This is a genomic window from Paenibacillus alkaliterrae, assembly GCF_021532375.1.
GTDB lineage: Bacteria > Bacillota > Bacilli > Paenibacillales > Paenibacillaceae > Pristimantibacillus > Pristimantibacillus alkaliterrae.
In genome coordinates this window covers 1-24815 of the sequence record NZ_JAKGAP010000068.1, presented here as the reverse complement: position 1 = coordinate 24815, position 24815 = coordinate 1, and the positions used below count along the sequence as shown (strand labels likewise).

The following is a 24815-nucleotide window of genomic DNA, read 5'->3' as shown; positions in this document are numbered from 1 at the left end:
GCGCGATGAAGCCCGGAATTCTTGTCATTAGTCACGGCTCGAGAGAGGCCGAATGGGTGAAGCTGGTCGATGATGCCGTAAAGGCAGCGATGGCTTCTCCGCGTTTGGCCGTCATTCCGGTCGTGTCGTCCTTTCTGGAAATCGTCGAGGGACGGCTCATTCAGGACGGCATCAACCTGCTTGAACAGCAGGGAGTAACGGAGATGCTCGTCGTACCGCTGTTCATTTCCTCTGGCAGTACGCATGTAGATGAGATCGGGCAAGCTTTCGGGCTTCCATGGGTATCGGATCTGGAGGGGGATCTCGGTACGTTTCGCGTGGCGGCGAATGTAACCTATGGACAGCCGATCGATGACGATCCGGAAATCGCGGAGCTGCTTGCAGCGAACCTTGCTGAGCTGTCCAAGGAGCCTGAGAAGGAAGCCTTGCTGTTGATCGGACACGGAAGCAAGGAGAAGGTGTTCCACGAGCGCTGGCAGGAAGGCTTGACGCTGCTCGGCGAGCGGCTGCGTGAGCTAGGCGGCTATGCGAGGGCAGAGTACGCGATGCTGCTGCCGGATCAGGCGGCGGCGAAGCTCAAATCGATGCAGGCCGCGAACCCGCAGGAAGCGGTCCTTGTAGTGCCGCTGTTCCTAAGTCAGGGTTATTTTACGAAACATGTCATTCCGTCTCGGCTTGAAGGGCTCGATTACCGGTACAACGGCAGAGCGATGCTGCCTCATCCTGCGATCGAGCGTTGGCTGGAGCGGCAAATGACGGAATGGTTGTTTAGGAGTGAAAGATGATGGCAATCAAACGAGCGAGACTTATTTATAACCCGACTTCGGGCAGAGAAGAAATGAGAAAGCGTCTGCCGGATATTTTGCAGCGGCTCGAGCGGGGCGGCATTGAAACGAGCTGTCATATGACGATCGGCGAGGGCGACGCTACGATAGCTGCGGCGGAAGCGTCGGAACGAGGTTATGATCTGATTATTGCAGCGGGCGGCGATGGCACGCTGTATGAAGTGATCAACGGCTTGACGGGGAAGCCGAACCGTCCTCCGCTTGGCATTTTGCCCGTAGGCACAACGAATGATTTTGCGCGGGCGATGGGTATACCGAAGGCCTGGGAGTACGCAGTCGACCTGATTATTCAGCAGTATACGCGGCCGATTGATGTCGGGAAGGCGAATGAGCGTTATTTTATCAACATTGCCGGGGGCGGCTCCTTGACGGAGCTGACCTATGACGTGCCGAGCAAGCTGAAGACGATGATCGGACAGCTCGCTTATTATATGAAGGGTTTGGAGAAAATGACACGCCTGCGTCCGACCGAATTGACCTTTCAAGCGGCTGGCGTAGGGGAATTCCACGATGAGTTCATGTTGTTTCTCATTTGCAACAGCAACTCGGTCGGCGGCTTCGAGCGGCTTGCGCCGGATTCCAAGCTGGATGACGGCTTGCTAGACGTGATCCTGATCCGCAAGTGCAACCTGCCGGAGTTCATCAAGCTGGTGACGCTGGCGCTGCGGGGAGAGCATTTGAATGACCCTCATGTCATTCATTTCCGGACGAATGAACTGAAGGTGACGACGCCGGACTATGTACAGATTAATCTGGATGGCGAATATGGCGGCGTGCTGCCGTGCAGATTTTCCGTGCTGCCGTCGCATTTGCGTATTTTTGCCGATGAAACGGGCGAGTCGACGTACCAATAAGAATGCGGATGAATGGCGAATTAAGGGAATAATGAACCGTAGCATGCAGGAAAGAGCATGGAAGTTCGATTAGTTGAAAGCCTACAGGAAAGAAGAGCGGAGAGAGCTTATGCATAAAGGAAAAAGCAGAGGCGGCAGCAAAAGAGGCAGACCGCGCGGCTCATCAGGTGCGGCGGCGGCTTCAATCGATGCCCCTTTTCAAAAAAACGAAGAAGTCACCGTCGATATTATCGGCCTGACGCATGACGGAGAAGGGGTGGGCCGCGCTGACGGCTTTACCCTTTTTATTCAGGGTGCGCTGCCGGGCGAACGCGTTCGCGCGAAGGTAATGAAAGTAAAGAAGCAGTACGGATATGCTCGCATGGAAGAGCTGCTCGTATCGAGTCCATCGCGCGTGGAGCCGCTGTGCAGCATTCATAAGGAATGCGGCGGCTGTCAGCTGCAGCATTTCGACTATCCCGCGCAGCTGGAGTGGAAGCGGCAGCATGTCGTGGACAATTTGGTGAGGATCGGGAAGCTGGCGGTTGCGGGGGAAGGCAGTCGCGGAGCTGGGATGGACCCGAATGCCGGGAATGCAGCCGGCGATGATAAAGGGTTGCGAGACGGCATTATCGTACATCCGACTGTTGGGATGGACGAGCCTTGGCGGTATCGCAATAAAGCGGCTGTGCCTGTCGGGTCGAGCGCGGACGGGGGGGAACTGCTCGCAGGCTTCTATGCCCGCGGCAGCCACCGGATTATCGATATGGACGAATGCCTCATCCAGCATGGGCATAACGACGATGTTATTCGCATCGTGAAGCGAATCGGACGCGAGCTCGAGGTATCGCCGTACGATGAAGCTTCAGGACGCGGCGTGCTGCGCCATGTGATGGCGCGGACTGGCGTGGTGACAGGCGAGATCATGGTCGTGTTAGTGACGAATGGGCGAAAATTGCCTTCTGCAGACCGCTGGGTTGAGCGTATCCGCGAGGAGCTGCCAGACGTAAAAAGCATCGTTCAAAACGTGAATGAACGGAATACAAACGTTATTTTCGGCGATGAGACTCGCGTGCTTTGGGGCAGTGAAGTTATCTATGATGAGCTTGACGGCATACGCTTCGCTATCTCGGCGAGATCGTTCTATCAGGTAAACCCTGCGCAGACGGTGGCGCTTTATCGCAAGGCGGTCGAGTATGCGGGCTTGAGCGGTACTGAGGATGTGATCGATGCTTATTGCGGCATCGGGACAATCTCGTTATTTCTCGCTCGGAAGGCCGGCCGCGTGTACGGCGTTGAGATTGTGCAGGAAGCTATTGAGGATGCCGCCCGGAACGCTAAGCTGAACGGTATCGAGAATGCAACGTTTGAGGCTGGGCCGGCGGAGGTTGTTATACCGCGCTGGCGCGAGGAAGGAATTACGGCGGACGTGATTGTCGTCGATCCACCGCGGAAGGGCTGCGATCCGGCGCTGCTCGATACGATTCTCGCGATGCAGCCGGAGAGAGTGGTTTATGTGAGCTGTAACCCGTCCACCCTGGCCAGGGATTTGAGAGTGCTGGAGGATGGCGGGTATCGGACGATAGAGGTAACGCCTGTGGACATGTTCCCTTGGACGACACATGTTGAGTGCGTCTCGCAGATCGTCTTACAGGAGAAAGCAGGCTCTCGATAAGGGATAGCCTGCTTCTTAATCAATTGTTTGGGGCAGAGAAGCGGTAATGGATCCGCGGCATTCCGTCTTCTCGAACTTCAATTCGAGTTACTAAACGATGTAGCATCTCAGGAGTTAACTCATCGAAATTAAGGAAGCTAAGCAACTCTGACTTTAGCTGACTAAGGTTTTCTGTAACATTTTCGTGTTCGAATTCGGATGCCAACTCGGTTTTCTTCAAGACTAACTCATTGATTTCAGTATTGGTGGCTTCAACATTTTCGCGATACTCCTCATGTGTTAGGAGCTCATCAGCTAAAAGGTTGACAAAATTCTTTTTTCGTTTCTTCAATGTATCGATGTCTTTGGTTAATTTTTCGAGTTGTTTTTGGAGTTGAAGTTTCGATTTTATAGACTTTGCCTCCAGCTCCTTAACATATGCTTCCTTATCGATTTGATCCAACCACATTTTGATGTCAGACAGAATTGTTCTTATCAGAAACTCCTCTTTGACAGCATGATTGCTGCAGGCTTTACTTCCATGACGAGCATAAGAGCCGCAAATATAACCTGCTCTGTTATGCCGATACCACATTCCGGTACCGCAATCAGCGCAAAACAGGGTATTAGTGAAAAGATGCTTTTTGGGCGCTGTTATGTGCTTGGTTCTGATTTTCAACTGCTGCTGAACAGCGTTGAAAACTTCCCTTGAAATAATTGCCTCATGCCTATCTTTATGGACAATTAAGTTTTCCTTATCAATCTTTTTTCGTTTTTTATTCGTCACGCTTATGGTTGTGGTTCGACCTTGTACCAAATCACCAGTGTAATGCGGATTCGTGAGGATCAGCTTGATGGTAGAATCGTTCCATTTGTCCCCAGCATTTTTCTTTTCGGCCACTTCAGCAGGAGTAGGAATCCCCTCTTTGTACAGCCGCCGTCCAATGCTTTCTCTTCCACTTCCACTTAGGTATTCATTAAAGATCCGTCTAACGACATCCGGTGTGTTATCGCCCCGAATTTGCAGTTGTCCGTTTCTTACCTCGTAACCGTATGGAGGAACAGAACCTTTGAATAACCCTTTATTTGCCCTGGAGCGAAGAGTGGCTTTAACACGATTGCTTGTACTTTGAGATTCGTTTTCGTATATCCACGCATACAGGCCAAACATGTGGGTATTCCCTTCCAAGGTATTAATCGCGTTATCCAAAGTGATGATATGGATGCCCTGAGATTCGCAAAGGTTCTTGATCTTATACGATAGTTCTCCATTCCTGGCCAACCGCGAAAGTTCTTTTGCCAAGATAACATCGAACTTTTTTGCTTCAGCATCCTCGATCATCTTCTGAAGCATTTTCCTTTTGGCGGTTGTTCCGGATTGGACATCCACGTAAAATTTGTGAAAATCCCATCCTTTCTCTGCAATGTATCTGTAAAACAGCTCCTTTTGATACTTAAGCGATGCCTTTTGTTCCTCTTTGTCAGTTGAGACACGAACATATACCGCACATCTCATGAGTGTTCAAATCCTTCCTCATTTTGTTGAGATGTAGCAGTGTTTACCTTATCAACATTATTGACAAGATCTTCAATTTTATTTGCAACGATTAGTTTCATCACGCTTTTGAAATCAAAGTCATTCTCTATGGAGAAAACACGTTCAACGATGCCTTCATGTTTGTTAGCCATTTAGTCCACCTCCATCAAGAGCTCGAGGACAATTAGCTTTGCACCGTATTTGTCGAGAAACGATTTATGATGAATTAAGTTCACAGAATTGCGTCTAATTCTGAATAGTGAGTCAACAATGACAGTTTTCATCAGACTAACTTCAACCATGTGTAACAGCCACCTGAGCCATATCATTTGTTTTGCTTCTCTTGGATTCCGCCACCGGACAAGCAGTTCAATTTTGTCGGAAGTTTGGCTTGCAACTTGCCGGACTGGTGGCTGGGAGAGGTTCTCTTTCTTTACAATGCCTAATTGTGCTACACTTCCAACCGCGCATTTCAATGTAATCACTCCTTGATGTTTGTAAATCAAGATAAAAAAAGCACCGTTAACAATCGTCTGAAGTAAGAAGTTCTCCAAGACGATGGAAACGGTGCTCCCGTAAAAATATTTAGCTAAGTAGTACATTTATAAGTTCATCATAACCAACCGAAAACGGGATGGCGAACAAAAGTGATAATTTTTAAAGTACTACAAAAATGGTTTAAACTTTCGGTTTTTTGACCATAAAGTTAATAAGCGATTCGATTATTCAACCAGAAAAGTATCCTTTACCGGTTGGAAAACCGATAAACTAACACCAAAATTCATTGATATCAAGGGATTCTTGAGATCGGCCAAGCGCGGTGGATTACTACTTCTTGATCTCATTCGGTTTTCCAGGCAGTTGGTTTAGTAATTGTTCGGTTATTTGACCAGTCGAGTATTCCAATTCAACAAATGGGTTAAGCCTGTAAATGATTGAAAGTGAAAACCCGTTAACTTCTTTGGGTGTTAATTTAATACGGTCGATGAAGGTCAGGCACAGCGTTCTTAGCTCAGTATTGAATAGGGAAGTTATATCTGCATGTTTGAAGTGCGAGTAAACTTCATATAGGGCCTTATCGTCGTTCAGCAGATTTACCTTTTCAATTGCTTGGATTAGCTTTAGCTTCTCTTTCCGAATGACCTCTAATGATTGTTTGATGCGATTGATGGTATTAGACAAATCTTCAGAGTTGTCTTGTTGGTTTAGCAATCGTTCATTCAATAAAATGCGATCTTCTGTTTGATCAACTGATTTTTTCAAAGCTTGCAACGTTTTAAGCCACTTGGATAGGATCTTTTTACTTTCGTTGATCATCTCATTGAGGTTTGAGGTCCACTTTTTTGCTAGGTCAGCGAGAACTTCATCATGAACTTCATCGGCACGAATCGTTTCTTTGCATGTAGGGCATCGGTACACCTGATATTGCTTGCTTTTTGTCTTAGGTGAATTATCTTTTGCGACTAGAATGGAATTGCAGTTACCGCAATGGAGAAGGTTACGCAAAAAGAAAGGTGTATCTAGCTTACCGTATTTTTTCTTATAATCTTTCACTTGATTGACGATTGCGAACATGACGGGCGATATGATAGCCTCATGTACGGAATCAAAAAGGCCGAAATCACCAGTGTCACTTGCGTTCATGAACGAGTTTGAATGTTTTACATTCCAGCGGAGTTCATCTGCATACGCATAGTTATGAAGGATATAGTCAATCGTACTGCTGTGCCATTTGCTAATATATTTCGTGGTCACATGATTAGCATTGAGAAATTCAGCAATCTTGTCATTCGAATTTCCCCAGGAAGCTAAATCGAAAATCGTTACCACAATCGGGGCCTCATCATTGGCGATTAGCACACCTCCAATTAAATCGTAGCCGATAGGAGAACGAGCTCCAGGTCTAACCTTGTTTTCCAGTAGGCTAGATTGAGCATCTATTGCACGAATCGATTTAATGTGAGATTCTTCGGCGGCAAACACAAATTTTGCTTGGACGATAGGATCGTTAGGATCCCATTCGCCCGGTGACTGAGTACTAATAAATTTAACATGAGGATATCTCTCCTTGATCGGGCAATATATTTCCTCATAAAAGTCAGATATTCTGCGGGTCAGCCGACTTTCATCGTAGAAGATGATTGCATCGGCTTCATTTGCGTCGTTAATCAATTCTCTCAAGTTTTCTCTCTTAGCTGCACGTTTACGATAAGCACTTTCCGCTTCGTCGAATCTCCATTTAATGATCTCGATTCCTTCTTGTCGGGCTCTCTCGCGGATCATTCTCTTTTGGATTTCTTCCGAATGATTGTCCGTTTGTTTGTTGTCTGAAATTCGGAGATAGCCCACGCCTTTCAACTTGACCACCACTGATTAACCAACTCCTTTCTGATCTGAAGCAAAGCTATACATGTTAAATTCCAGACAATCTTGATGTATATTGATGTCTTTGATCAGAAGTTCAATTAATATTTCCAAATCCGATCTTGTCAAATTCCGTATGGCTCGAGGTACGATACTTGTAATGGATGTCATTTTATTTTCTAAGGATCGTAGTTCCACTAGTTCTTGATCAATCGTATCAATCTTATCCTCTATATGCTGAATTTTAGATTCTGAGTTTTTGCGCACCGTACCAGAATGAATTAAATCGGTGCTTGCTAACAACAAGAGGGATTTTTCCCATAAATGCTTATTATGTTGCTTTTGATGAAGAAGCTTATCCTGTACACCCTTAAGATGGGTTCGAAACATAGGCTCATACAATGAGAGGGTAAAGCTGTTAATCTCTTTCAAAATCGTTTCTTCGATGAATTGGTTAAGTTTATCCAATTCAATTGCTATTTGTTTATGCCGTTGACTGCAAACAAAGTAGGAAGGCTTATTTAACATCTTTTTGAATTTCATTTCGTTGTTGCAAATTCCGCAAATAGGTTGAAAGATGATTCGTTCTTTGACCCGCGCGACCTCATCCTCATACTCTTGAACAAATTTTTGAAGAGTTACTTGTACTTTTTCAAAAAGTTCAAGAGTGATAATCGGTTCAACATGGTTGAGCTCGTCATAGCCGTAATCTGTGATGCAATGAGCTGCATAAAATGGTCTTTGTAATATTTTCATTACTTTTGCGTGACCACTTAGCTTCTTCCCATGCGTACATAATATATCTACAAATTCTGTTTTCGTTTGAATTCGGCTAAATTCTTCGAAAAGCGATTTGATCATATGGCTTCGATCATCATCTCTAATGAAATTCACCTTCTTTTTGCCGTCACTTGGCTTCTGTTCAATGCGCTGATAACCAATGGTTTCCCCGGGGTATCTCTTTCTTGCATCATCCGTACGTCTTCCAATGTTTTTACCTTCTTGTTGGGCAAAGATCCCGTAAAAACTTTCGATGCTAGAGTTTTTATGGAATGGAATGGAGTTTGAAGCTGTATAAACGACTTCAACATTATGGAGATTCACGAGATCATTGAACTGTGAACCCTCGTAAAAATTCCGATATGCTCTATCTCGCGCATAGATGATAATTGTAGCCACTTTATCTTCACTTACCAATCGTAGTAGCCTGTAAAATTCCGGGCGATTTTTCATGTCATTCTTCGTCGCCGAAACATTAAAATCTTCAAGAAAGAGAACATCATCCTCATTGATATTTCTCATCTCTAAGACGTTTTTGGCCGCGGCTCTCTGTTCTCTTAGGTTTTGTGATCCGGAACTAACGCGTGTGTAAACAACAACTAGCTTTTTTTGCAATTCTACAAACCTCCTTTCAATCTGAATCTTCTGTCGGCTGACTCCAAAAGTTTCGTTTTAACCGAGAAATCGATGTCCAACTCGTTCAATAATAATTTGGTCATCAGCTTTTGAATCCACACTGCTGATTCTGCCGGAAGGTCTTGCGCATACGTGATTTTTGTAATTCGTGATTTTGACATTTAGATCTCTCCCGTCAAGTTTATGCTTATAACCATACTTGACAGAGGAGGTCGGGATTATACCTTCTGTTCCTCTAGTTGGCCTTTTTCATCCGCTTGGGGAAGGTCTAGTTGTAATTGAATAACGAATTGATGATCGGTATCTTTCTCAGTTACACGAGGGATGAATATTTTCTTCAGGCTTGAATATGGGAACTGATACCTTTCAAACGCCTCGTTCATTCTGCATCCCCCTCAAAGCTCTAAGTCTGTGCATAAATATGTGTCTTGAAATGTGGTACTTTTCGCTGTGTCTGGCACATCTGCATAGAGCTTGCCTAATTGTGAGCTTTGAAACTTTGTTTGTTTGACGTTTCAAGTTTTACCCTCCTATACGATGATCGTTATTGGAAAGATAGACTGTAATTTAGAGAACGAAAAAAGGACCGGATATCCCATGTGCTTCAATAACATTGAAAGCACATAAGATAATCCGGTCCTCCCGTGATATATCTACTGCTAAAAGTATTTTTTGATTATATTGTTCAACTCTAGTAATTTGTGAAAGAATCTTTCCTTATTAATATTAAAAACACAAGGGGAGCAAAATGTCAAACAGATGACTATAATATATAGAATTGATAGTGTAACTTCCGAAAATAATTATCCGAAGCTAGCTATATTGTTGCTTGAGCCTAGAAAGAAGGAATCGATTGTTTTTTATCGAAATAAATATTGGAATATACCTATCCAATCATTGTGTCAAAGAGTGGCCACCAACGTTGGTATATAGTATTTAGCACGCTGCTGGCCCAGTGTGTTTTTTGCTTTGATAAAGAACATATATTCCCTGACAGTGTAGTGTCAAAGCGAAAGGATAAAATTGTAGTAATCTAATATAGCTATAATAACATGCTAAAACAACTTGCTTTGCAATTAACTGAAAGGGAAGGCATTAATAATGCAGACTAATCTAAAAAGATTCTTATTCAAGTATGAGGATTCAATTCTGAAGAGACTTTTCTGAGAATGGTTTAGTATAGAGGGAATGTATAAACTTGATTTTAAATACCAACATTTATCATCAAAAAGATATACGAGGAGAATCACAATGAATATTGCTGAAATAGAGAATAATGTTCAAAATATCATTAAAACCTTTAACAATGACACCTTTATTTTTGATTTACTACTTGCCTATGGAAACCCTAAAGCCTCTATAACTAGGCTTCAAAAGGGAAATTTGAATCTTTCTAAAAAAGAAGGAGAAATAGCCTGGAAAAAAAAGCTTTTGTTCAAAGAGACCAGTAGCGATATAGATCTTCATGACACAATTGATTCGTTAAGGAATGTTCCGAAGGCATTAACACATGACCCTAGATTTATTATCGTCACTGATTACAAAACCATACTTGCAGTTGATACCAAAACAGGTGACACGCTAGATATTGAAATAAAAAATATTGGTAAGCGTTTCGATTTTTTCTTACCATGGGCAGGTTTAGAAAAGGCCCAATTACAAATTGAAAATCCTGCTGATGTTAAAGCAGCGGAACGTATGGCTAAGTTATATGATGAAATAAAAAAGGATAATCCAACGAAAACAGAAACAGAAGTTCATAGTCTGAATGTCTTCTTAGCTCGCTTGTTGTTTTGCTTCTTTGCAGAAGACACAGGGATTTTTGAAGAAGGACTCTTCACCAAGTCCATAGCATCACATACTCAGACAGATGGCAGTGATTTAAACCGATACCTGGATAATTTGTTTAATTTTCTGGACACAAACGAGAAGGAAAGAATTAATCTTCCTACCTATTTAGAGGAATTTCCATATGTAAATGGTGGTTTGTTTAATGACAAACATAAAGAATTAATTTTCACCAAACGTTCACGACAAGCTATTATTGAGAGCGGTGAACTGGACTGGTCTGCAATAAACCCGGATATTTTTGGTTCAATGATTCAAGCCGTGATAAAGCCAGAATATCGCAGCAGTCTGGGAATGCACTACACCTCTGTTCCTAATATTTTGAAGGTTATTAAACCTTTATTTTTAGATGAACTATACGAAGACTTTTACAGTAGTTATGAGAGTGAAACAAAGCTTAAAAATATACATGTACGATTAACTAAAATGAAAATATTTGATCCAGCGTGTGGATCGGGTAATTTTCTTATTATTGCTTACAAAGAACTACGTAAATTGGAAATGGAGATTTTCAAGCGGTTGAATAATATCTCTAAACAGCAAAACATTTACTTCCCTGAGATAAGCCTTTCCCAATTTTATGGAATTGAAATTGATGATTTTGCCCATGAAATCGCAATTCTCTCTTTATGGTTAGCAGAGCACCAAATGAATGTTGAGTTTTATAAAGAATTTGGCCGTACAAAACCCACTTTGCCGTTGCAAAACTCAGGTAATATTTTTCGGGGCAATGCTACACGTTTGAATTGGGAAGAATTTTGCCCAAAAGAAAAGGAAACAGAAGTATTTATTTTAGGGAATCCACCGTATCTTGGTTTTAATGAGAGGGGAAAAGAGCAAAAAAATGACATGGATTTTGCTCTTGGTAAAATTAATGGAATTCAACGGCTAGATTATATTGGTTGTTGGTTTGTGAAAGCAAGCGACTATATTAAACAATCAACTGCTAAATATGCTTTTGTGTCAACAAATTCTATCAGTCAAGGTGAACAAGTGAGTTTGCTTTGGCCTTATGTATTCTCAAATGGTTTGGAAATATTCTTCGCTTACCAATCTTTTAAGTGGACAAATAACGCTAAAGGTAAAGCCGCAGTAATATGTGTTATTGTTGGTGTTCAAAATAAATGTGATACCCTGAAAAAAATTTTTTCAAGTGATTCTATTAAAACTGTCAAGAATATCAATCCATATTTATTTGAGGGTGACTCAATTGTCATGCATCAAAGAACATCACCAATCTCCAGTTTTCCTGAAATGATATTGGGGAGTAGTGGTATTGATGGTGGTAATTTGATGTTGAGTCCTATAGATAAAGAAAAGTTAACTGCTGAAAGCATAAACTCAGCTAAATTTATCAAACCTTTCATCGGAGGAAAGGATTTTTTAAGTGGAATAGAAAGATATTGTCTTTGGATTGATGACAGTGATTTAAGTGATGCTCTAAAAATACAAGGAATTAGCGACCGGATTGAAAGTTGCAGAAAATACAGAGAAACAGCTGGACGAGATGCAAGGAAAGCTGCAAGTGTACCGCACAGATTCTTTTATAGAAAGTATAAAAATGAAGATGCTATCATATTACCAATGACTAGTTCTGAAAGACGAGAGTATCTTACTGTTGGGTTCTACGAAGGCAATACTGTATTTAGCAATGGCGTATTTGTTATTTATGGTGCAGAAGCATACATGTTTGGAATACTATCTTCGAAAATGCATATGGTTTGGGCAAATATAACATCAGGTAGATTAAAATCAGATTTGAGATATTCAGTAAATTTAACATATAACACCTTCCCTTTCCCTAAAATAAGCAATAACCAGAAAAACGAGATAAACAATGCGTTGTTTTCTGTGTTAGAAGAAAGAGAAAAACATTCTGAAAAAACTATTGCAACTTTATACGATCCTGAAAAAATGCCTGAAGGGCTAAGTCAAGCTCATAAGCAATTAGACTTTGTAGTTGAACGGTGTTATCGTTCTAAGCCGTTCGAGTCAGATGAAGAACGTTTAGAGTATTTATTTGAACTTTACGAGCAAATGACAAGTGTAGAAAAGAGGAAATGATATGCCTAATATAGTTGAGGTAACTTATGCACAAACTGGTCAGAGTTCAAAGGTTAATAAATTTGGTATGCGTGAAATGCAAGAACGTGCCTATGAGCACAGGGACTCGCAATACTTACTTCTTAAAGCTCCACCTGCATCAGGGAAATCGCGTGCATTAATGTTTGTAGCGTTAGATAAACTCATTAATCAGGGATTAAAGAAAGTTATTGTTGCTGTGCCTGAAAAGTCTATTGGAGGTTCATTTAGCCAAACTAATTTAAAAAAATTTGGTTTTTATGCAGATTGGGAACCTAACCCACTTTACAACCTTTGTACACCTGGTGGTGAAAAAAGTAAGGTACAAGTATTCAAAAATTTCTTAGATAACGACGAGCGGATTCTAATATGTACACATGCCACCCTTCGTTTTGCTTTTGAAGAATTAGAAGAAACAAAATTTAACAACTCACTTTTAGCTATTGACGAATTTCACCACGTATCGGCTGAAGGAGATAACAAACTAGGTGTACTCCTCCGTTCTATTATGCAGAAATCAAGTGCTCATATTGTTGCAATGACAGGTTCCTACTTTCGTGGAGATAGTGTTCCTGTTCTAGAGCCTGAAGATGAATCAAAATTCACTAAGGTTACTTACAATTATTATGAGCAACTGAATGGGTATACTTATCTTAAATCCTTAGGAATAGGATATCACTTTTATCAAAGACGTTATACATCAGCCATAATGGAAGTGCTAGATACAGATAAAAAAACTATTCTTCATATTCCCAATGTAAATTCGGGTGAGTCTACAAAGGAAAAACACCAAGAAGTTGACTTCATATTAGATGCTATTGGAGATGTGACTCATCAGGACAACGATACTGGTATTTTATTCGTAAAGCGTCATAAAGATGGAAAGATTCTTAAGATTGCTGATCTTGTTGATGATCGTCCTAAGGAAAGAGATCGAATAGTAGGCTACTTAAGAAACATAAAATCACCTGATGAATTGGATTTAATAATTGCATTAGGAATGGCAAAAGAAGGTTTTGACTGGCCATATTGCGAGCATGCCTTAACGGTTGGCTATAGAGGCTCTTTAACGGAGATTATTCAAATTATTGGAAGATGCACTAGAGACAGCAGCAATAAAACACATGCTCAATTTACCAATCTAATAGCTCAACCGGATGCTGCTGACGATTTAGTAAAACTCTCAGTGAATAATATGCTAAAGGCCATTACGGCTTCCCTCTTAATGGAGCAAGTACTTGCGCCTAACTTTAAGTTTAAAACCAAATTATCGGATGATGATGAAGCAAAACCAGGCGAAATTAAAATACGTGGATTGAAAGAGCCAAGTTCAAAGCGAGTGAAAGAAATCATTGAATCAGATCTGAACGATCTCAAAGCAACTATTCTACAAGATGACACAATGCTTAAAGCTATGCCTGGTAATGTTGATCCTGAAGTGATCAATAAAGTATTGATTCCTAAAATAATTCAAATTAAATACCCGGATTTGACTGTGGAAGAAGTTGAAGAAGTACGTCAACACATTGTGGTTGATTCAGTTGTTAAGAATGGGGAAATCAAAGAAACAGGTGATAAACGATTTATTAGAATGGCAGGTCAGTTTGTAAATATCGATGACTTGCACATCGATTTGATTGATCGTATCAACCCTTTTCAAGATGCTTTTGAGATACTCTCTAAATCTGTAACAGCTCAAGTTTTAAAAGTAATACAAGAGACCATTGAAGCAACACGTATCCAGATGACTGAAGAAGAAGCGATATTACTTTGGCCAAAAATTAAAGAGTTCGTTGAATCAAAACGTGTCCAACCAAATATTCATTCTTCTGATCCATTAGAAAGAAGAATGGCAGAAGCAATTATCTTTCTAAAAGAGCAGAAAAGGAAAATGAAACAAAATGGATAAGAATAATAATAAAAAGCTACTAGATATATTTGAAGATGATGAGTTGGGATTACTCGATGTAAAACCGAAATCATCGGTTACTAATGAAGATGATCGCTTGGTTGTATCCTTTCAAGAAATTGTAGATTTCTATAAGATAAACAATCGAGAACCCGAACTAGGAAGTAGTGTAAAAGAAGCATCGCTTTATTACAGGTTAAAGGGTATTCGCGATAACGAAGCTAAGAAAAATACTTTAACTGAGTTTGATGCTTATGATTTATTAAAAATTGAAGATGATGAGAAATCATTTGTTGAAACAGAAAAAACCTTTCAGATAAATAAAGAAATGAAAACGATAAACGATATCTTAAATGATGATGATTTTGGAATCTTAGAAAGTGGAGCCGAAAACATATTCACTATAGAACATGTTCCTAAAGAAACTACAATGCCAGATTATGTGGCAAGTAGAAAGTCATGTAAAGACTTTGAAAAATATGAGCATCTATTTATACAATGCCAAGTAGATTTAGCATCAGGGGAAAGAAAATTACTACCATTTAAAAACGAACAACAAATTGAAAGAAATTGTTATTATGTTCTCAAAGGTGTACTTCTTTATGTAGCTGATGTTGGTAAGAGAAAAATGGAAAAAGGGAAAGTAAATGCTCGTCTACGTTGCATATTTGAGAATGGAACTGAATCGGATATGTTGCTGCGATCCCTATCTGCTGAATTATACAAACATGGAAGACGAGTTACAGAACACGTTGGTAAACTTCTTAATGAGTTCAATAATATTTCCGAAGAAGATGAAGAAACTGGATATATTTATATTTTAGAGTCTAAAAGTAGAAATTCAGAAATTCAATCAATTAATAATTTATTTAAAATAGGATACTCCAAAATAAGAGTGGAAGAAAGAATAAAAAAAGCTGAACAAGAACCGACATATCTTATGGCACCAGTATCAATTGTTTCAGTTTACCAATGTTATAATATGAATCCTCAAAAGTTAGAGCAACTACTGCATAACTTCTTCGGTAATACTTGTTTAAATATTGATGTTTATGACAATAAGGGTCTTAGACATACTCCAAGAGAGTGGTTTATTGCCCCTCTTCCTATCATTGAACAAGCGATACAATTTATAATTAATGGAGAAATAATAAATTACAAATATGATTCAGATAGGAAAGAAATAATCGGGAAATAGTACCTGTCGAGACGATCATTTAAAATTGCATTGTAGAAAATAATGATTCCTGATATTACTCGTGCTTTCGGTACGTTTACGGTTAAGAAGGAGCTCGAACTAAAATGACGCAGTACTTATTGTTTGGTTAACTAATTTACTAATGGGTACACAATGAAGTAATTGATCTAACAAAGGATCTCGACAGCCATCTGCTTATTAAAGTACAGTCAAATATTCATCATTATTTAACGAACCCAAACTTCCGATAATGTAATGTTATCGGAAGTTTGGGTTTGGTCCAAATACCTATGTCGCATTAGTAAACACCAATATCATGCTCATCTTCTCTACGTTTTTCTGTTTGTATTGATTTATTAAAATATTCTATTACTTCCTTGGACCATAAAGATACTTCGGCTATATGGTGTTCGCGTAATTGTTTTAAAACTTCAATTGCTTGTTCATAATATGGAATAATTGAACCTGACCAACTATTTGGGGTTAGGTTTCGATAAATATTCATCAGAACTTTTCTATTGGCACCATAACTATTAAATAAGTGTGTAGCAATAGATGAAAAATGTTCACCAGAACTATAAACCGGTGCAATGTTTGAAAGTACTAATGCTTTATCCAGAGTGTCACACCATTCAATTAAGTAATCTTCAGGAATTAATGATACATATCCATTACTTCCAACATCGAATTCCACACTTGATTCTAATAGGTGAGAGATTTCATAACTGATTTTGTAATCACGATCCTCAATCAATATTTCACTGATAAGCGGCCATGTTAATGTGTAATGATATTTAAATAAAATTACTAGTACATCTTTTATGGTTACATTTAGATCTAGATATCGTTTGCTTTCTGCAAGGGCAGATATAATTTCATTAGTAACAAATCTTATAAAATCATCGTCACAGACTTCACTATTAAGAATAAGGACACATACACTTTCCCAGATATGAAGATCAAGATAATTATTAATTAATAATTTTGGTGATGAGATAATTTGTTTGAACAAACTAATCCAAGATTTTTGGAGTTCATGATCTTGAAACGTGTGCATATATAGAAGATCAAATGCTACTGCATGTCCGTCTAAGTCATATTTAAGTAGTTGTTCCATAAACCACTCCATATCATCATGACAAAGATGATCCAATGCACCACCATATTTTAATATAAGTAATTCATGCACTGAAATATTGTTCTGGTAAACATATCTCAATAACAGATCTAACTGAGTTCTCGTAGGTTTCAAGTAACGCATAACATTGAGGATTTCTGAAAACATGGATAATTCCTCAAGCCTCATTAATGCATTATCAACCATTTGAGGATCTCTCATTTTCATAGATACTAGAAAGCCACCTAACACACTAGAATTCGCGGTACTTGGAGTTCTAGCAATGCTTTTACAAGCGGCTTCTATAAATAAAGATGGAGAGTCAATGTATTCTCCGAGAGTTTGACCAAATACTAATCCTTGTCGTTGTTCTCCATGAAGTATTATATCAACGTTTGTGACGAGACTCTCGACATCCGTTGCAATCTTTTTAGCAAAGTCAATAGCAGCAAGTGCGGATAAATCTTCATATTTCCCTTGGTCATTCTTTTCATGATTCCAAGGTGGAATACTAACGATCAACTTTAGTTGGTTAACAATATCGTCCGGTTGGAGAAGAGCGAACCAACTCCTAATACGTTCTACAATCTCTTGTGGCATCTTACTGCCTTCATAACGTAAGCTATCCTGAACTGCACTCAATGCTTCGGGCCAGAGTGGCCCCCGACAGGAAACGATTGTCTTTATACAATTTTCAATTTCACTGATCCTACCTGCTCCCAATAGTCCCCTTATTCGACTTGCGACAAGATTCTGAGCATAATCAGCTAACTCATCATCTGAACAGACTAGTTGCACTAATCTCTCCAAACATTCCGTCCAGTATTCAAATATTTCCTCCCAAGTGCTAGGTCTGTATTCTTCTTGAGCAGGTCTACTCCCTTGAAGTTCTGGACCAACCATTCTGGAAAAGTGTCCATTTTGTAAGGCGCAACTTAATGCCTGAATGCAAACCTTTCTTTTCTCGACACATTCAGTTTTTATATTTTTATCTATAAGTATTATTCTAGATTTTAAGTTTGCTTGTGTACCTGACAGAGTATAGTGAAATAATTGCTTGAATTGTCCTGTTGCATTATTTGCCCACGTCTCATTTTCAGCAGCAGCCAATGAGCATAACAAAGAAGCTGCAACGAGAAAGGTGTCCTCCCAGAAACATAATAGTTCTAATGAACGAACGAGATCCCTTCGCATGTTATAATCAATTTTCAATAGTTCTTCTCTAGACATTTCTCCGAATACTCTATTCAAGGCTTCAATTGCAGCTTTAGGGTTCACTTCAACAAAAGAGCGGAAGAGCCGTAAACCCTTTTCAGTAGTTAAAACTTCCGCTTGGCCAAAAGGGGCCTGAGCACCACAAAGATCTTCTGTCAATTTTTGTGCTTCCGGTAAGAAGTCTAATTTAGCCAACTGTTTACATAGTGCATCGTCTAGACCGTTAGGGTAGTTTTCTAAAACTACTGTCTTGGCTCTTTCAGGCGAACAATTTGTCCACCAATCAGCCGCAAGTCTAATTGCGAGAGGTCTAGGAGTAACGCGTACAAATCGTCCACGAACATCTAAAATTCCACGCTGAATAAAGTACCGTGTTTTTTCATAAAACTCATCTTTATCAATGCCACAGATTTTTTCAGCTGCAAATACTCTTTGTTCAGTCATATCCTCGCTATAACCTAATATTTCAAAAAGTGAACAAGTGGTAATTACTTTGTAAGCAATGGGATCCTCAGAGTTTCTACCCCAAAGTAACTTTCTAATTATTTCATCATCTTGTAGGCTTCCAAGTTGGGAGGAAAAATTAATACGTGCCTCTGCAAGCAAGACTGCCATTTGTGGAAAGCCTTGGGCAAAATCGGTTATCCTATCAATATCTGGTTTAGGAAGGCCGTGATAAGCCTGTTCTAGTATCCCCTTTATTACTGCGTCAGAAACGGGTTCAAGTTCTATATATGGACAATTATCTTGTTTGTCCGGATTAAAATCTAACGTTAACAAAGATAATTTACTGTTAGTATGTTGTACTTCATCTCGTAAACGTTTATGCAACGAAGGCTCACAATTATCAACTACAAGTATACCTTTAATGTTGCTATCTACCCATGACGAAACCATTCCAGGTAATGTTAATGGGGAACTTGCAGCATCTACATAAATCATTTGGTTACTAATATTATGTTGCAAGATATCTTCGTTATTTGTTGGTGGGCGAAATGCCTCAAATGCTAATCGTGTTTTCCCCAATCCAGATAAACCAACAATACGTGCTACTTGTTTAGGGTTACATAAGTGTGATCGTATTTGCTCAATCCATTGAGTTATCTTCTCGTCGGAAATGTACGCATATCTGTTATCTTGGTACCCTTGCCACTTACTCCAAGTTCTAAAACCTAAGGGTGCTGTCTTTCCAAGAATATTCCAAACAAAGGCGGTGGCAGAAATGTATTGATTGACCCATGAAGCAATTAAATTAGCGTCATACAATTCTATTGACGCAGTGTCTGCATAGCCTTCTCCTGTTGATTTAATACCTTCACGAAATGCTTCAATTCTTCTGGATTTCATTGAAGGTCCACAGTTTTTTCCATAAAATAATACATATGTACCGTTGGCATCAAACACCTCTTTTACTTTTGGCTTTAATGCATTGGTATTTTGTGAAATTTCGCTTTTACAATCAGCCGGAGACATATTAGTTGCTTTACATTGAAACAAAGTAAACCGGTTCGGAATCCAATTTGTTCTTTCTAATCCTTCCTGCCATTCAATCCTTCCATCTTCCCCCTCATCACTCACAGTTATTTTTAATGAAACGTTTATAGCGGCAAGTGGGATACCAGTGGCATTAGCTTCGAGACTAAGGAGTATTTGAAGTAAATTTGTTAAGTTAACATCGCTTAATTGCTCAATATCTTGATAAGTTACTCTAATAAATTGTGAAGTCATAGAACCCCTCCTTTATCTAAATAAAATTAAAATAGACATTTCAATACCATAAAACTGTGGGAAATTACTCCAATATGACAATTTCTATAGATATCATGTAATGTCCTTCCTAATTATGAGGTCAATATTTTAAACAAGAGGTAATTTCATTGAGTACTATCCTCAAATTAAAACTAAAGTATAGTCTTATTTTACCATGACCCAACTTTTTCCGTAATGGTTTGGATGTGTTCAGTAAGTAAGGTCATATGAGTGACCAATTGCATGGGGGTGGTTTATAATGGAATTAATCTTTCTTGACTGTGAAACCTAGCTTGTAAGATGCGGTACGAAAAGATTAACAATGGGCTAGTAAAAAAATAATAGCTAATGGACCGATAAATACTTTGGCTCTTACATGGTAGCTATATTGTACAGCAATGAATAGCATGAACTTATAATTGAAGGGGGATATTTATGAAGTACCGAAGTTAAGCTCCGAGTATAAGTTTACTGAGTTAAGACCAATGGTTTTAGTGGATGAAATAGAAGGATCGCATTCCGAATATTACGGAAATGATAAAAAGGCAAAAAAAATTGTAGATACAGTTGTCTCACTCGGAAAGGGTCCCGCCACTATTTAGACTTCAAATACCAGTAAGCATTATTGAGCGAGGAATTAAGTGTGCTAAAAAGGTTGGTGTATGAATTGAAAATAAACCTGGGTCAACGGGAATATCTATTAGAGATCCTTAATTATGAGTATGTTATACCCGATGAATTCCATACGTGTGTTAAAGATGCATTGAAAAAAAATGCAACTAATAGCCATTATTCTGAGGAAGCTATTGATTCAATGTTAAGAAAACCTCAAAGTATGGCAGTAAGTATCGGTGCGATTCGGGATAACAATTTGAGCCTTTTTAGAGGTAAATTTGCGGAATGGCTTGCTTGTATCGAATATAATGCCCTAAAAAATAAGGGGATTGTGTTAATGACAATAATCAACCCAGATTCAACTTCTAAGGCTGATTTATTACATATCATAAAAAAAGGCGATAAATATGAAGCTATCCCCGGACCAGACATTAAATGTGGTGGGAGTTCTTATGTTTTTAACCAATGGAAGAAGATTGTTACCAATCGATATGATATTCCAATGGTTGACATGGATGATGTTCTTACAACCGAAGAAGGTCTAAATATGCTTACGGAAAAGCAAAGAATGGAGTTTGAACAACTCAAACAATCATATCCGAAGAAAAAACCCATCAAGTCTAAGTGGAACAAGCAAGACATTAACAGGCTGATGATAGATTATCTGAAATATGTAAGCGATGGTATTACTCCATTTGATTCAGATGACAAGCCGTTTGTTGCCAATAAAGACAATAGGGAGAGAATAAAAGATAAAATATTTAATTTACCGCAAAAACCAATTTCACAGAGTAATTGGGGTGATTTCTGCAATAGGTCATCTGAATTGTTCAGCATACAAGAGAATTATTTAAATCCTATGACAATAGCAAAATTAGAACAGAAAAAAAGGGATAAAGAGATTCAAGAAAAAACAAAGCTTTTAGGAGAGACTTTAAGGGAGGATAGAAAAAAAACATCCGAAAATTATATTGAAAAAAGTAATAGGGCACATGGAATTAATAATGTCAGTAAGCCAAAACAAAAAGGAATAATGACCAATATAGCTAAATTTTTTGGATATGACAGACCCACTGAAATGTTTGCTGAAGTCGCAGTAAAAGCCGTTACAGCATTAGCCGTAGAGGGCGGAAGAGCAATAGCTGGCAAGATGATTCATAGTAGTTCGGGTTCAAATCAGAGTTTATCTGATAATAAGAGGAATGCAAGAACTTCCAACGACACAAATGATGTGAAAAACAGTACGAGTGAAAGATCACAAGTTGATTCCTCTATTGAACATATTGTAAAAAAACATGGACAACATTATAACACCAGAGAAGGGCCGATTTGGAAAGAAAAGGAGCCATATACACGTGGCAAAAAGAATGAAAGTATGTAAGTGTTAGGTGTTTTGCCCAATTAAAAACAAAGCACCCAACGCAGTAACCTCGTAGAGAGAGGCTGACAACCGCTCGATTTCTTGCTGACCCAAGAAGAATGGGATGGCCTTACGTATGTAACCGACAGCGCCTTGGCCACGCAAGAGAACTTCCTTCTTATGAAATAAGAGGTGTTATGATGGGAGCGAGCCATTGGTAATACCTCCTGTTATGGATTGGTTTGCGCAACCTAATCCTTACATCGGTATTACCGTGGCTTTTGTTGATGTTACCTGTTGCATTTCATTTTACAATGAAGCTTTTATATTTTTAACACTATATGGGGGGATTTTGTGGAAAATTTATTTAATTTGTTATTTGGACAACCTAATGAAGAGTTCTACAAGTCAAGTAGAGGTTACCAAATGAGCGAGAAAGCATTCTTGGATACTTGGAAGAAGCATGGTTCTCCGAATGAACTTTATGGAAATGAAAATTCCTACTCTTTTCTTAAAGACTTACATGAAAACACAGGTGGATTATTTATTGTAGACCACTTTTCACTATATAATTACGATAATATTTTTAATATTGAGCATCATGGTGATTACATTCATTTTATTTGGAAGGATTTTGAGAAAGATCCTCCACCAAGAGGATTTGAAGAGACGATTATGGAGGTTTATAATGCTCATTATATTTTTTCACTTTGTAACATTCAAAAAACCATTTTTTTTGATTTAAATGGTCATATTTATGTTTTAGTTATGCCAATTATTGCAGAGATTAAAGAAGTTAAGAAGTATTTGGGTATAGATAAGTTGGATTCTAATAAAGTTCGGGTTGATGAAAACCTAGAGAAGCTTTTTACAACTATTCGATATATAAAAGATAACAAAATTCATGAATGTATACTGCATAGTCTACCTTTTTTTAGTTTCTTACTTCAACCTAAAGAGAAAGAAAGAGATGCAGGTTTTTCGCAGATTATCCTAATGTACGCCACACTTGATTATGTGAATGATCGTCTTCAGAAAGTAAAATCAAAAATCAAATTTGTTGCACAGTATGACTTTGATGAGATTCGAGCATCAGGTAATATTATCAGAACGATCCTAGAGTCATTAGTGAAATATTACAGTATCTATCACGGATACTCTCTCCCTGAAGACCATTATGGCAATAATCTTTTAGGTAAGTTGAAGAAAAATCTAAAAAATGATGATTTAATGGTTCAATATTTAAAGCAAGAGATGATCAATCTTGCAAATGAATTCTCGCATGATACTGGTAAGGTCTGCAACAAAATGGATTTGATTAAACTAAGTGATTTTGCGGCAGAACTGCTAGATGCAATCCAAGATAGAATGAAACTAAATGATGATATTGAGGACAACAACAATATTGATAAGGAGAACTGATTATTACTTATCAAAAACGCTTCATTGTAAAATGAAATGCAACAGGTAACATCAAATAGCCACGGTAATACCGATGTAAGGATTAGGTCTCACAAACCAATCATACAATGAAATACACTAATTCTGAGATGATTTAAGGTAAACACCACTACATCAAATGTCTGCGACTGCTACACAAGCCATGTGGAGTGCGTGGTAAGGCTATATCGGGATTGAATCTAACATGTGACAAGCTTTTTTGTTATATGAAAAAATTCGGTTTGTAATGTATAATGAACGTAGTGCTTCATTGATTCAACCGCAATATAGAGGGGAGTGAACGTAGATGAATGGTGGAGAAGTAACGAAAATGACATTAAACGATATTACGTCATTAAGGGATTTCTTGATGGAAGGCTTACATGCATCATCTAATGATGAAGTGGAGATTCAATTCTCTGAAGGTAAAGCCATCATTGCATTACCGACACTTAATAAAACCGATATCATTAAACAAGTGGCAGGTAAAATCCCGTTAACAGATCCATTCATGCAAGAAGTATTACGTTCAAGAAAAGCTGAAGAGGATCGGGATGCATAAAAATAAAGTCGTCATTGATACAAATATCTGGCTATATGTTATTGCAGGTATTCCTAGTGCAGTAAGATACTTGACTCAGCTAATCGAACAACAAGAGACTGAAATTCTCTACTCTGCTGTGACTTACATCGAGATATATTCATACCCTAATCTTGATAGTGAAAAACGGCGAGTATTTGAACAGTTGCTTAGTCTAGGTAAATTAGTGGAATTGGACGAACGCATTTCGCGTGTTGCCGCTGATTTGAGAGCAGCAAGAAAAAAAGTGACAGGTAAAAATCTAAAAATAGCAGATGCTTGTGTGGCTGCTACATCTTTGGTACAAAATGCCATGCTGATTACCAATGATATTGATGATTTTAAAAATATAGAGGAATTGAAATGCCTGAATCCAATCGTTCCAACGGAATTGCATAGCTAATACGAAAACCTCCCCTCATAAACATCGCGGTGGAGGTTTTTTCATGTGAACATACGCTTGTATGCGAAATATTCAATCCCATTCCACCTCCTTTACAAAACGATGTTCGCATTGATTGAGCACCATAACCCCTTTTCAATCAAGAGATATCGTTCATCTTTGCGTAATAGAAACTGTGGCTTTAGCAAATATTCCAATGGGTAAATATCATCTCTTGCAGAAATCAACGCCTTAAACAATGCGATTGGATGTTTGTCGTCGATGTTAGTGTATGTATATCCAAGCTTCTCTGGCTCTTCAAGCTGAATAACAACAAACGCATCTTCCTCATCGTGTTTATTGCATAATGAAATAGGACAAAGTTGCAAAAGAAATTCCCCACTTTTGCAGCCCCAAATTCCCCACTTTTGCAGCCCCAAATTCCCCACTTTTGCAAAAGGCCATTGCAGGCAAACACCCATTAAATTTATCCTTGTAACTGGGAATTAGAAGGTTACAGGGAGGAATGGAGGTTGCTCACAATGACCCAAGTACAGGATATCAGAAAACTGTACCTTTTTAGCCCCTATTTAGACTTGGACAGAACACCCCTTACTTAGATACAATGAAATCAAGCGGAGGGGAACACAATATGACGAAGAAACAGTACG

The 24815-nt window shown here is 39.0% G+C and carries 18 protein-coding genes; 10 read left to right on the top strand and 8 right to left on the bottom strand.

Going from position 1 to position 24815, the window contains the following annotated elements; genetic code table 11:
* Positions 1-5 precede the first annotated feature (5 nt).
* The 3 genes from L1N85_RS21890 (at position 6) to rlmD (ending at position 3353) form a co-directional block, all read left to right on the top strand.
* The gene (locus L1N85_RS21890; protein WP_235241195.1) at positions 6-785 is read left to right on the top strand and encodes a sirohydrochlorin chelatase; all 780 of its coding nucleotides are present in this window, start codon (positions 6-8) and stop codon (positions 783-785) included.
* Positions 785-1699 (top strand): diacylglycerol kinase, encoded by a 915-nt coding sequence (locus L1N85_RS21885; RefSeq protein WP_235241194.1) that lies wholly within the window; start codon positions 785-787, stop codon positions 1697-1699. Before L1N85_RS21890 ends, L1N85_RS21885 begins: the two co-directional genes overlap by 1 nt.
* Before the next feature lie 109 nt (positions 1700-1808).
* Positions 1809-3353, top strand: coding sequence for a 23S rRNA (uracil(1939)-C(5))-methyltransferase RlmD (gene rlmD / locus L1N85_RS21880; protein WP_235241193.1), 1545 nt, complete (start codon positions 1809-1811; stop codon positions 3351-3353).
* Between the two features lie 19 nt (positions 3354-3372).
* Here rlmD and L1N85_RS21875 read toward each other — a convergent pair whose 3' ends face one another.
* The 6 genes from L1N85_RS21875 to L1N85_RS21850 all read right to left on the bottom strand — a co-directional run bounded on the left by L1N85_RS21875 (position 3373) and on the right by L1N85_RS21850 (position 9032).
* Entirely contained in the window at positions 3373-4848 is a 1476-nt protein-coding gene (locus L1N85_RS21875) for a recombinase family protein (RefSeq protein WP_235241192.1), read from the bottom strand.
* Positions 4845-5021 (bottom strand): hypothetical protein, encoded by a 177-nt coding sequence (locus L1N85_RS21870; RefSeq protein ID WP_235241191.1) that lies wholly within the window; start codon positions 5019-5021, stop codon positions 4845-4847. The genes L1N85_RS21875 and L1N85_RS21870 overlap by 4 nt, the downstream gene beginning before the upstream one ends.
* 676 nt (positions 5022-5697) lie before the next feature.
* Positions 5698-7239, bottom strand: a complete 1542-nt coding sequence (locus L1N85_RS21865) for a recombinase family protein (RefSeq protein ID WP_235241190.1) — start codon at positions 7237-7239, stop codon at positions 5698-5700.
* 3 nt (positions 7240-7242) lie between these two features.
* Positions 7243-8628 (bottom strand): recombinase family protein, encoded by a 1386-nt coding sequence (locus L1N85_RS21860; RefSeq protein ID WP_235241189.1) that lies wholly within the window; start codon positions 8626-8628, stop codon positions 7243-7245.
* A 2-nt stretch (positions 8629-8630) separates the two neighbouring features.
* On the bottom strand, positions 8631-8810 hold the full coding sequence (locus L1N85_RS21855) for a hypothetical protein (protein ID WP_235241188.1): 180 nt from the start codon (positions 8808-8810) through the stop codon (positions 8631-8633).
* A gap of 57 nt (positions 8811-8867) precedes the next feature.
* Positions 8868-9032, bottom strand: coding sequence for a hypothetical protein (locus tag L1N85_RS21850; protein ID WP_235241187.1), 165 nt, complete (start codon positions 9030-9032; stop codon positions 8868-8870).
* Positions 9033-9900: 868 nt separating this feature from the next.
* Here L1N85_RS21850 and L1N85_RS21845 point away from each other — a divergent pair.
* Genes L1N85_RS21845 through L1N85_RS21835 form a run of 3 tightly spaced genes read left to right on the top strand, consistent with a single transcriptional unit; the run spans position 9901 to position 15686 of the window.
* Positions 9901-12561 (top strand): class I SAM-dependent DNA methyltransferase, encoded by a 2661-nt coding sequence (locus L1N85_RS21845; RefSeq protein WP_235241186.1) that lies wholly within the window; start codon positions 9901-9903, stop codon positions 12559-12561.
* Position 12562: 1 nt separating this feature from the next.
* The gene (locus L1N85_RS21840) at positions 12563-14488 is read left to right on the top strand and encodes a DEAD/DEAH box helicase (RefSeq protein WP_235241185.1); all 1926 of its coding nucleotides are present in this window, start codon (positions 12563-12565) and stop codon (positions 14486-14488) included.
* On the top strand, positions 14481-15686 hold the full coding sequence (locus L1N85_RS21835) for a GIY-YIG nuclease family protein (RefSeq protein WP_235241184.1): 1206 nt from the start codon (positions 14481-14483) through the stop codon (positions 15684-15686). The genes L1N85_RS21840 and L1N85_RS21835 overlap by 8 nt, the downstream gene beginning before the upstream one ends.
* A 298-nt stretch (positions 15687-15984) precedes the next feature.
* On the opposite strand, the gene L1N85_RS21830 is transcribed toward L1N85_RS21835, so the two are convergent.
* Positions 15985-19746 carry a hypothetical protein gene (locus tag L1N85_RS21830; protein WP_235241183.1) on the bottom strand — a complete coding sequence of 1254 codons (3762 nt, stop codon included), beginning with the start codon at positions 19744-19746 and terminating at the stop codon, positions 15985-15987.
* Between the two features lie 664 nt (positions 19747-20410).
* Between L1N85_RS21830 and L1N85_RS21825 the strand changes: the two genes are divergently transcribed.
* The 4 genes from L1N85_RS21825 to L1N85_RS21810 all read left to right on the top strand — a co-directional run bounded on the left by L1N85_RS21825 (position 20411) and on the right by L1N85_RS21810 (position 24165).
* Positions 20411-21763 (top strand): hypothetical protein, encoded by a 1353-nt coding sequence (locus L1N85_RS21825; RefSeq protein ID WP_235241182.1) that lies wholly within the window; start codon positions 20411-20413, stop codon positions 21761-21763.
* 333 nt (positions 21764-22096) lie between these two features.
* Positions 22097-23164, top strand: coding sequence for a hypothetical protein (locus L1N85_RS21820; protein ID WP_235241181.1), 1068 nt, complete (start codon positions 22097-22099; stop codon positions 23162-23164).
* A gap of 325 nt (positions 23165-23489) precedes the next feature.
* Positions 23490-23744: a hypothetical protein gene (locus tag L1N85_RS21815; RefSeq protein WP_235241180.1), complete on the top strand. Its 255-nt coding sequence runs from the start codon at positions 23490-23492 to the stop codon at positions 23742-23744.
* On the top strand, positions 23737-24165 hold the full coding sequence (locus tag L1N85_RS21810; RefSeq protein ID WP_235241179.1) for a type II toxin-antitoxin system VapC family toxin: 429 nt from the start codon (positions 23737-23739) through the stop codon (positions 24163-24165). Before L1N85_RS21815 ends, L1N85_RS21810 begins: the two co-directional genes overlap by 8 nt.
* Positions 24166-24257: 92 nt before the next feature.
* Here the strand turns inward: L1N85_RS21810 and L1N85_RS21805 are convergent, their stop codons facing one another.
* Complete coding sequence (locus tag L1N85_RS21805; protein WP_235241178.1) at positions 24258-24626, bottom strand: hypothetical protein; 369 nt, start codon at positions 24624-24626, stop codon at positions 24258-24260.
* Positions 24627-24815 lie beyond the last annotated feature (189 nt).

Coding starts and splice junctions, on each gene's coding strand:
- rlmD (WP_235241193.1), top strand. CDS start 1,809: ATGCATAAAGGAAAAAGCAGAGGCGGCAGCAAAAGAGGCAGACCGCGC.
- L1N85_RS21875 (WP_235241192.1), bottom strand. CDS start 4,848: ATGAGATGTGCGGTATATGTTCGTGTCTCAACTGACAAAGAGGAACAA.
- L1N85_RS21815 (WP_235241180.1), top strand. CDS start 23,490: ATGAATGGTGGAGAAGTAACGAAAATGACATTAAACGATATTACGTCA.
- L1N85_RS21845 (WP_235241186.1), top strand. CDS start 9,901: ATGAATATTGCTGAAATAGAGAATAATGTTCAAAATATCATTAAAACC.
- L1N85_RS21810 (WP_235241179.1), top strand. CDS start 23,737: ATGCATAAAAATAAAGTCGTCATTGATACAAATATCTGGCTATATGTT.
- L1N85_RS21870 (WP_235241191.1), bottom strand. CDS start 5,021: ATGGCTAACAAACATGAAGGCATCGTTGAACGTGTTTTCTCCATAGAG.
- L1N85_RS21890 (WP_235241195.1), top strand. CDS start 6: ATGAAGCCCGGAATTCTTGTCATTAGTCACGGCTCGAGAGAGGCCGAA.
- L1N85_RS21835 (WP_235241184.1), top strand. CDS start 14,481: ATGGATAAGAATAATAATAAAAAGCTACTAGATATATTTGAAGATGAT.
- L1N85_RS21830 (WP_235241183.1), bottom strand. CDS start 19,746: ATGACTTCACAATTTATTAGAGTAACTTATCAAGATATTGAGCAATTA.
- L1N85_RS21805 (WP_235241178.1), bottom strand. CDS start 24,626: ATGGGTGTTTGCCTGCAATGGCCTTTTGCAAAAGTGGGGAATTTGGGG.
- L1N85_RS21855 (WP_235241188.1), bottom strand. CDS start 8,810: ATGTCAAAATCACGAATTACAAAAATCACGTATGCGCAAGACCTTCCG.
- L1N85_RS21885 (WP_235241194.1), top strand. CDS start 785: ATGGCAATCAAACGAGCGAGACTTATTTATAACCCGACTTCGGGCAGA.
- L1N85_RS21850 (WP_235241187.1), bottom strand. CDS start 9,032: ATGAACGAGGCGTTTGAAAGGTATCAGTTCCCATATTCAAGCCTGAAG.
- L1N85_RS21840 (WP_235241185.1), top strand. CDS start 12,563: ATGCCTAATATAGTTGAGGTAACTTATGCACAAACTGGTCAGAGTTCA.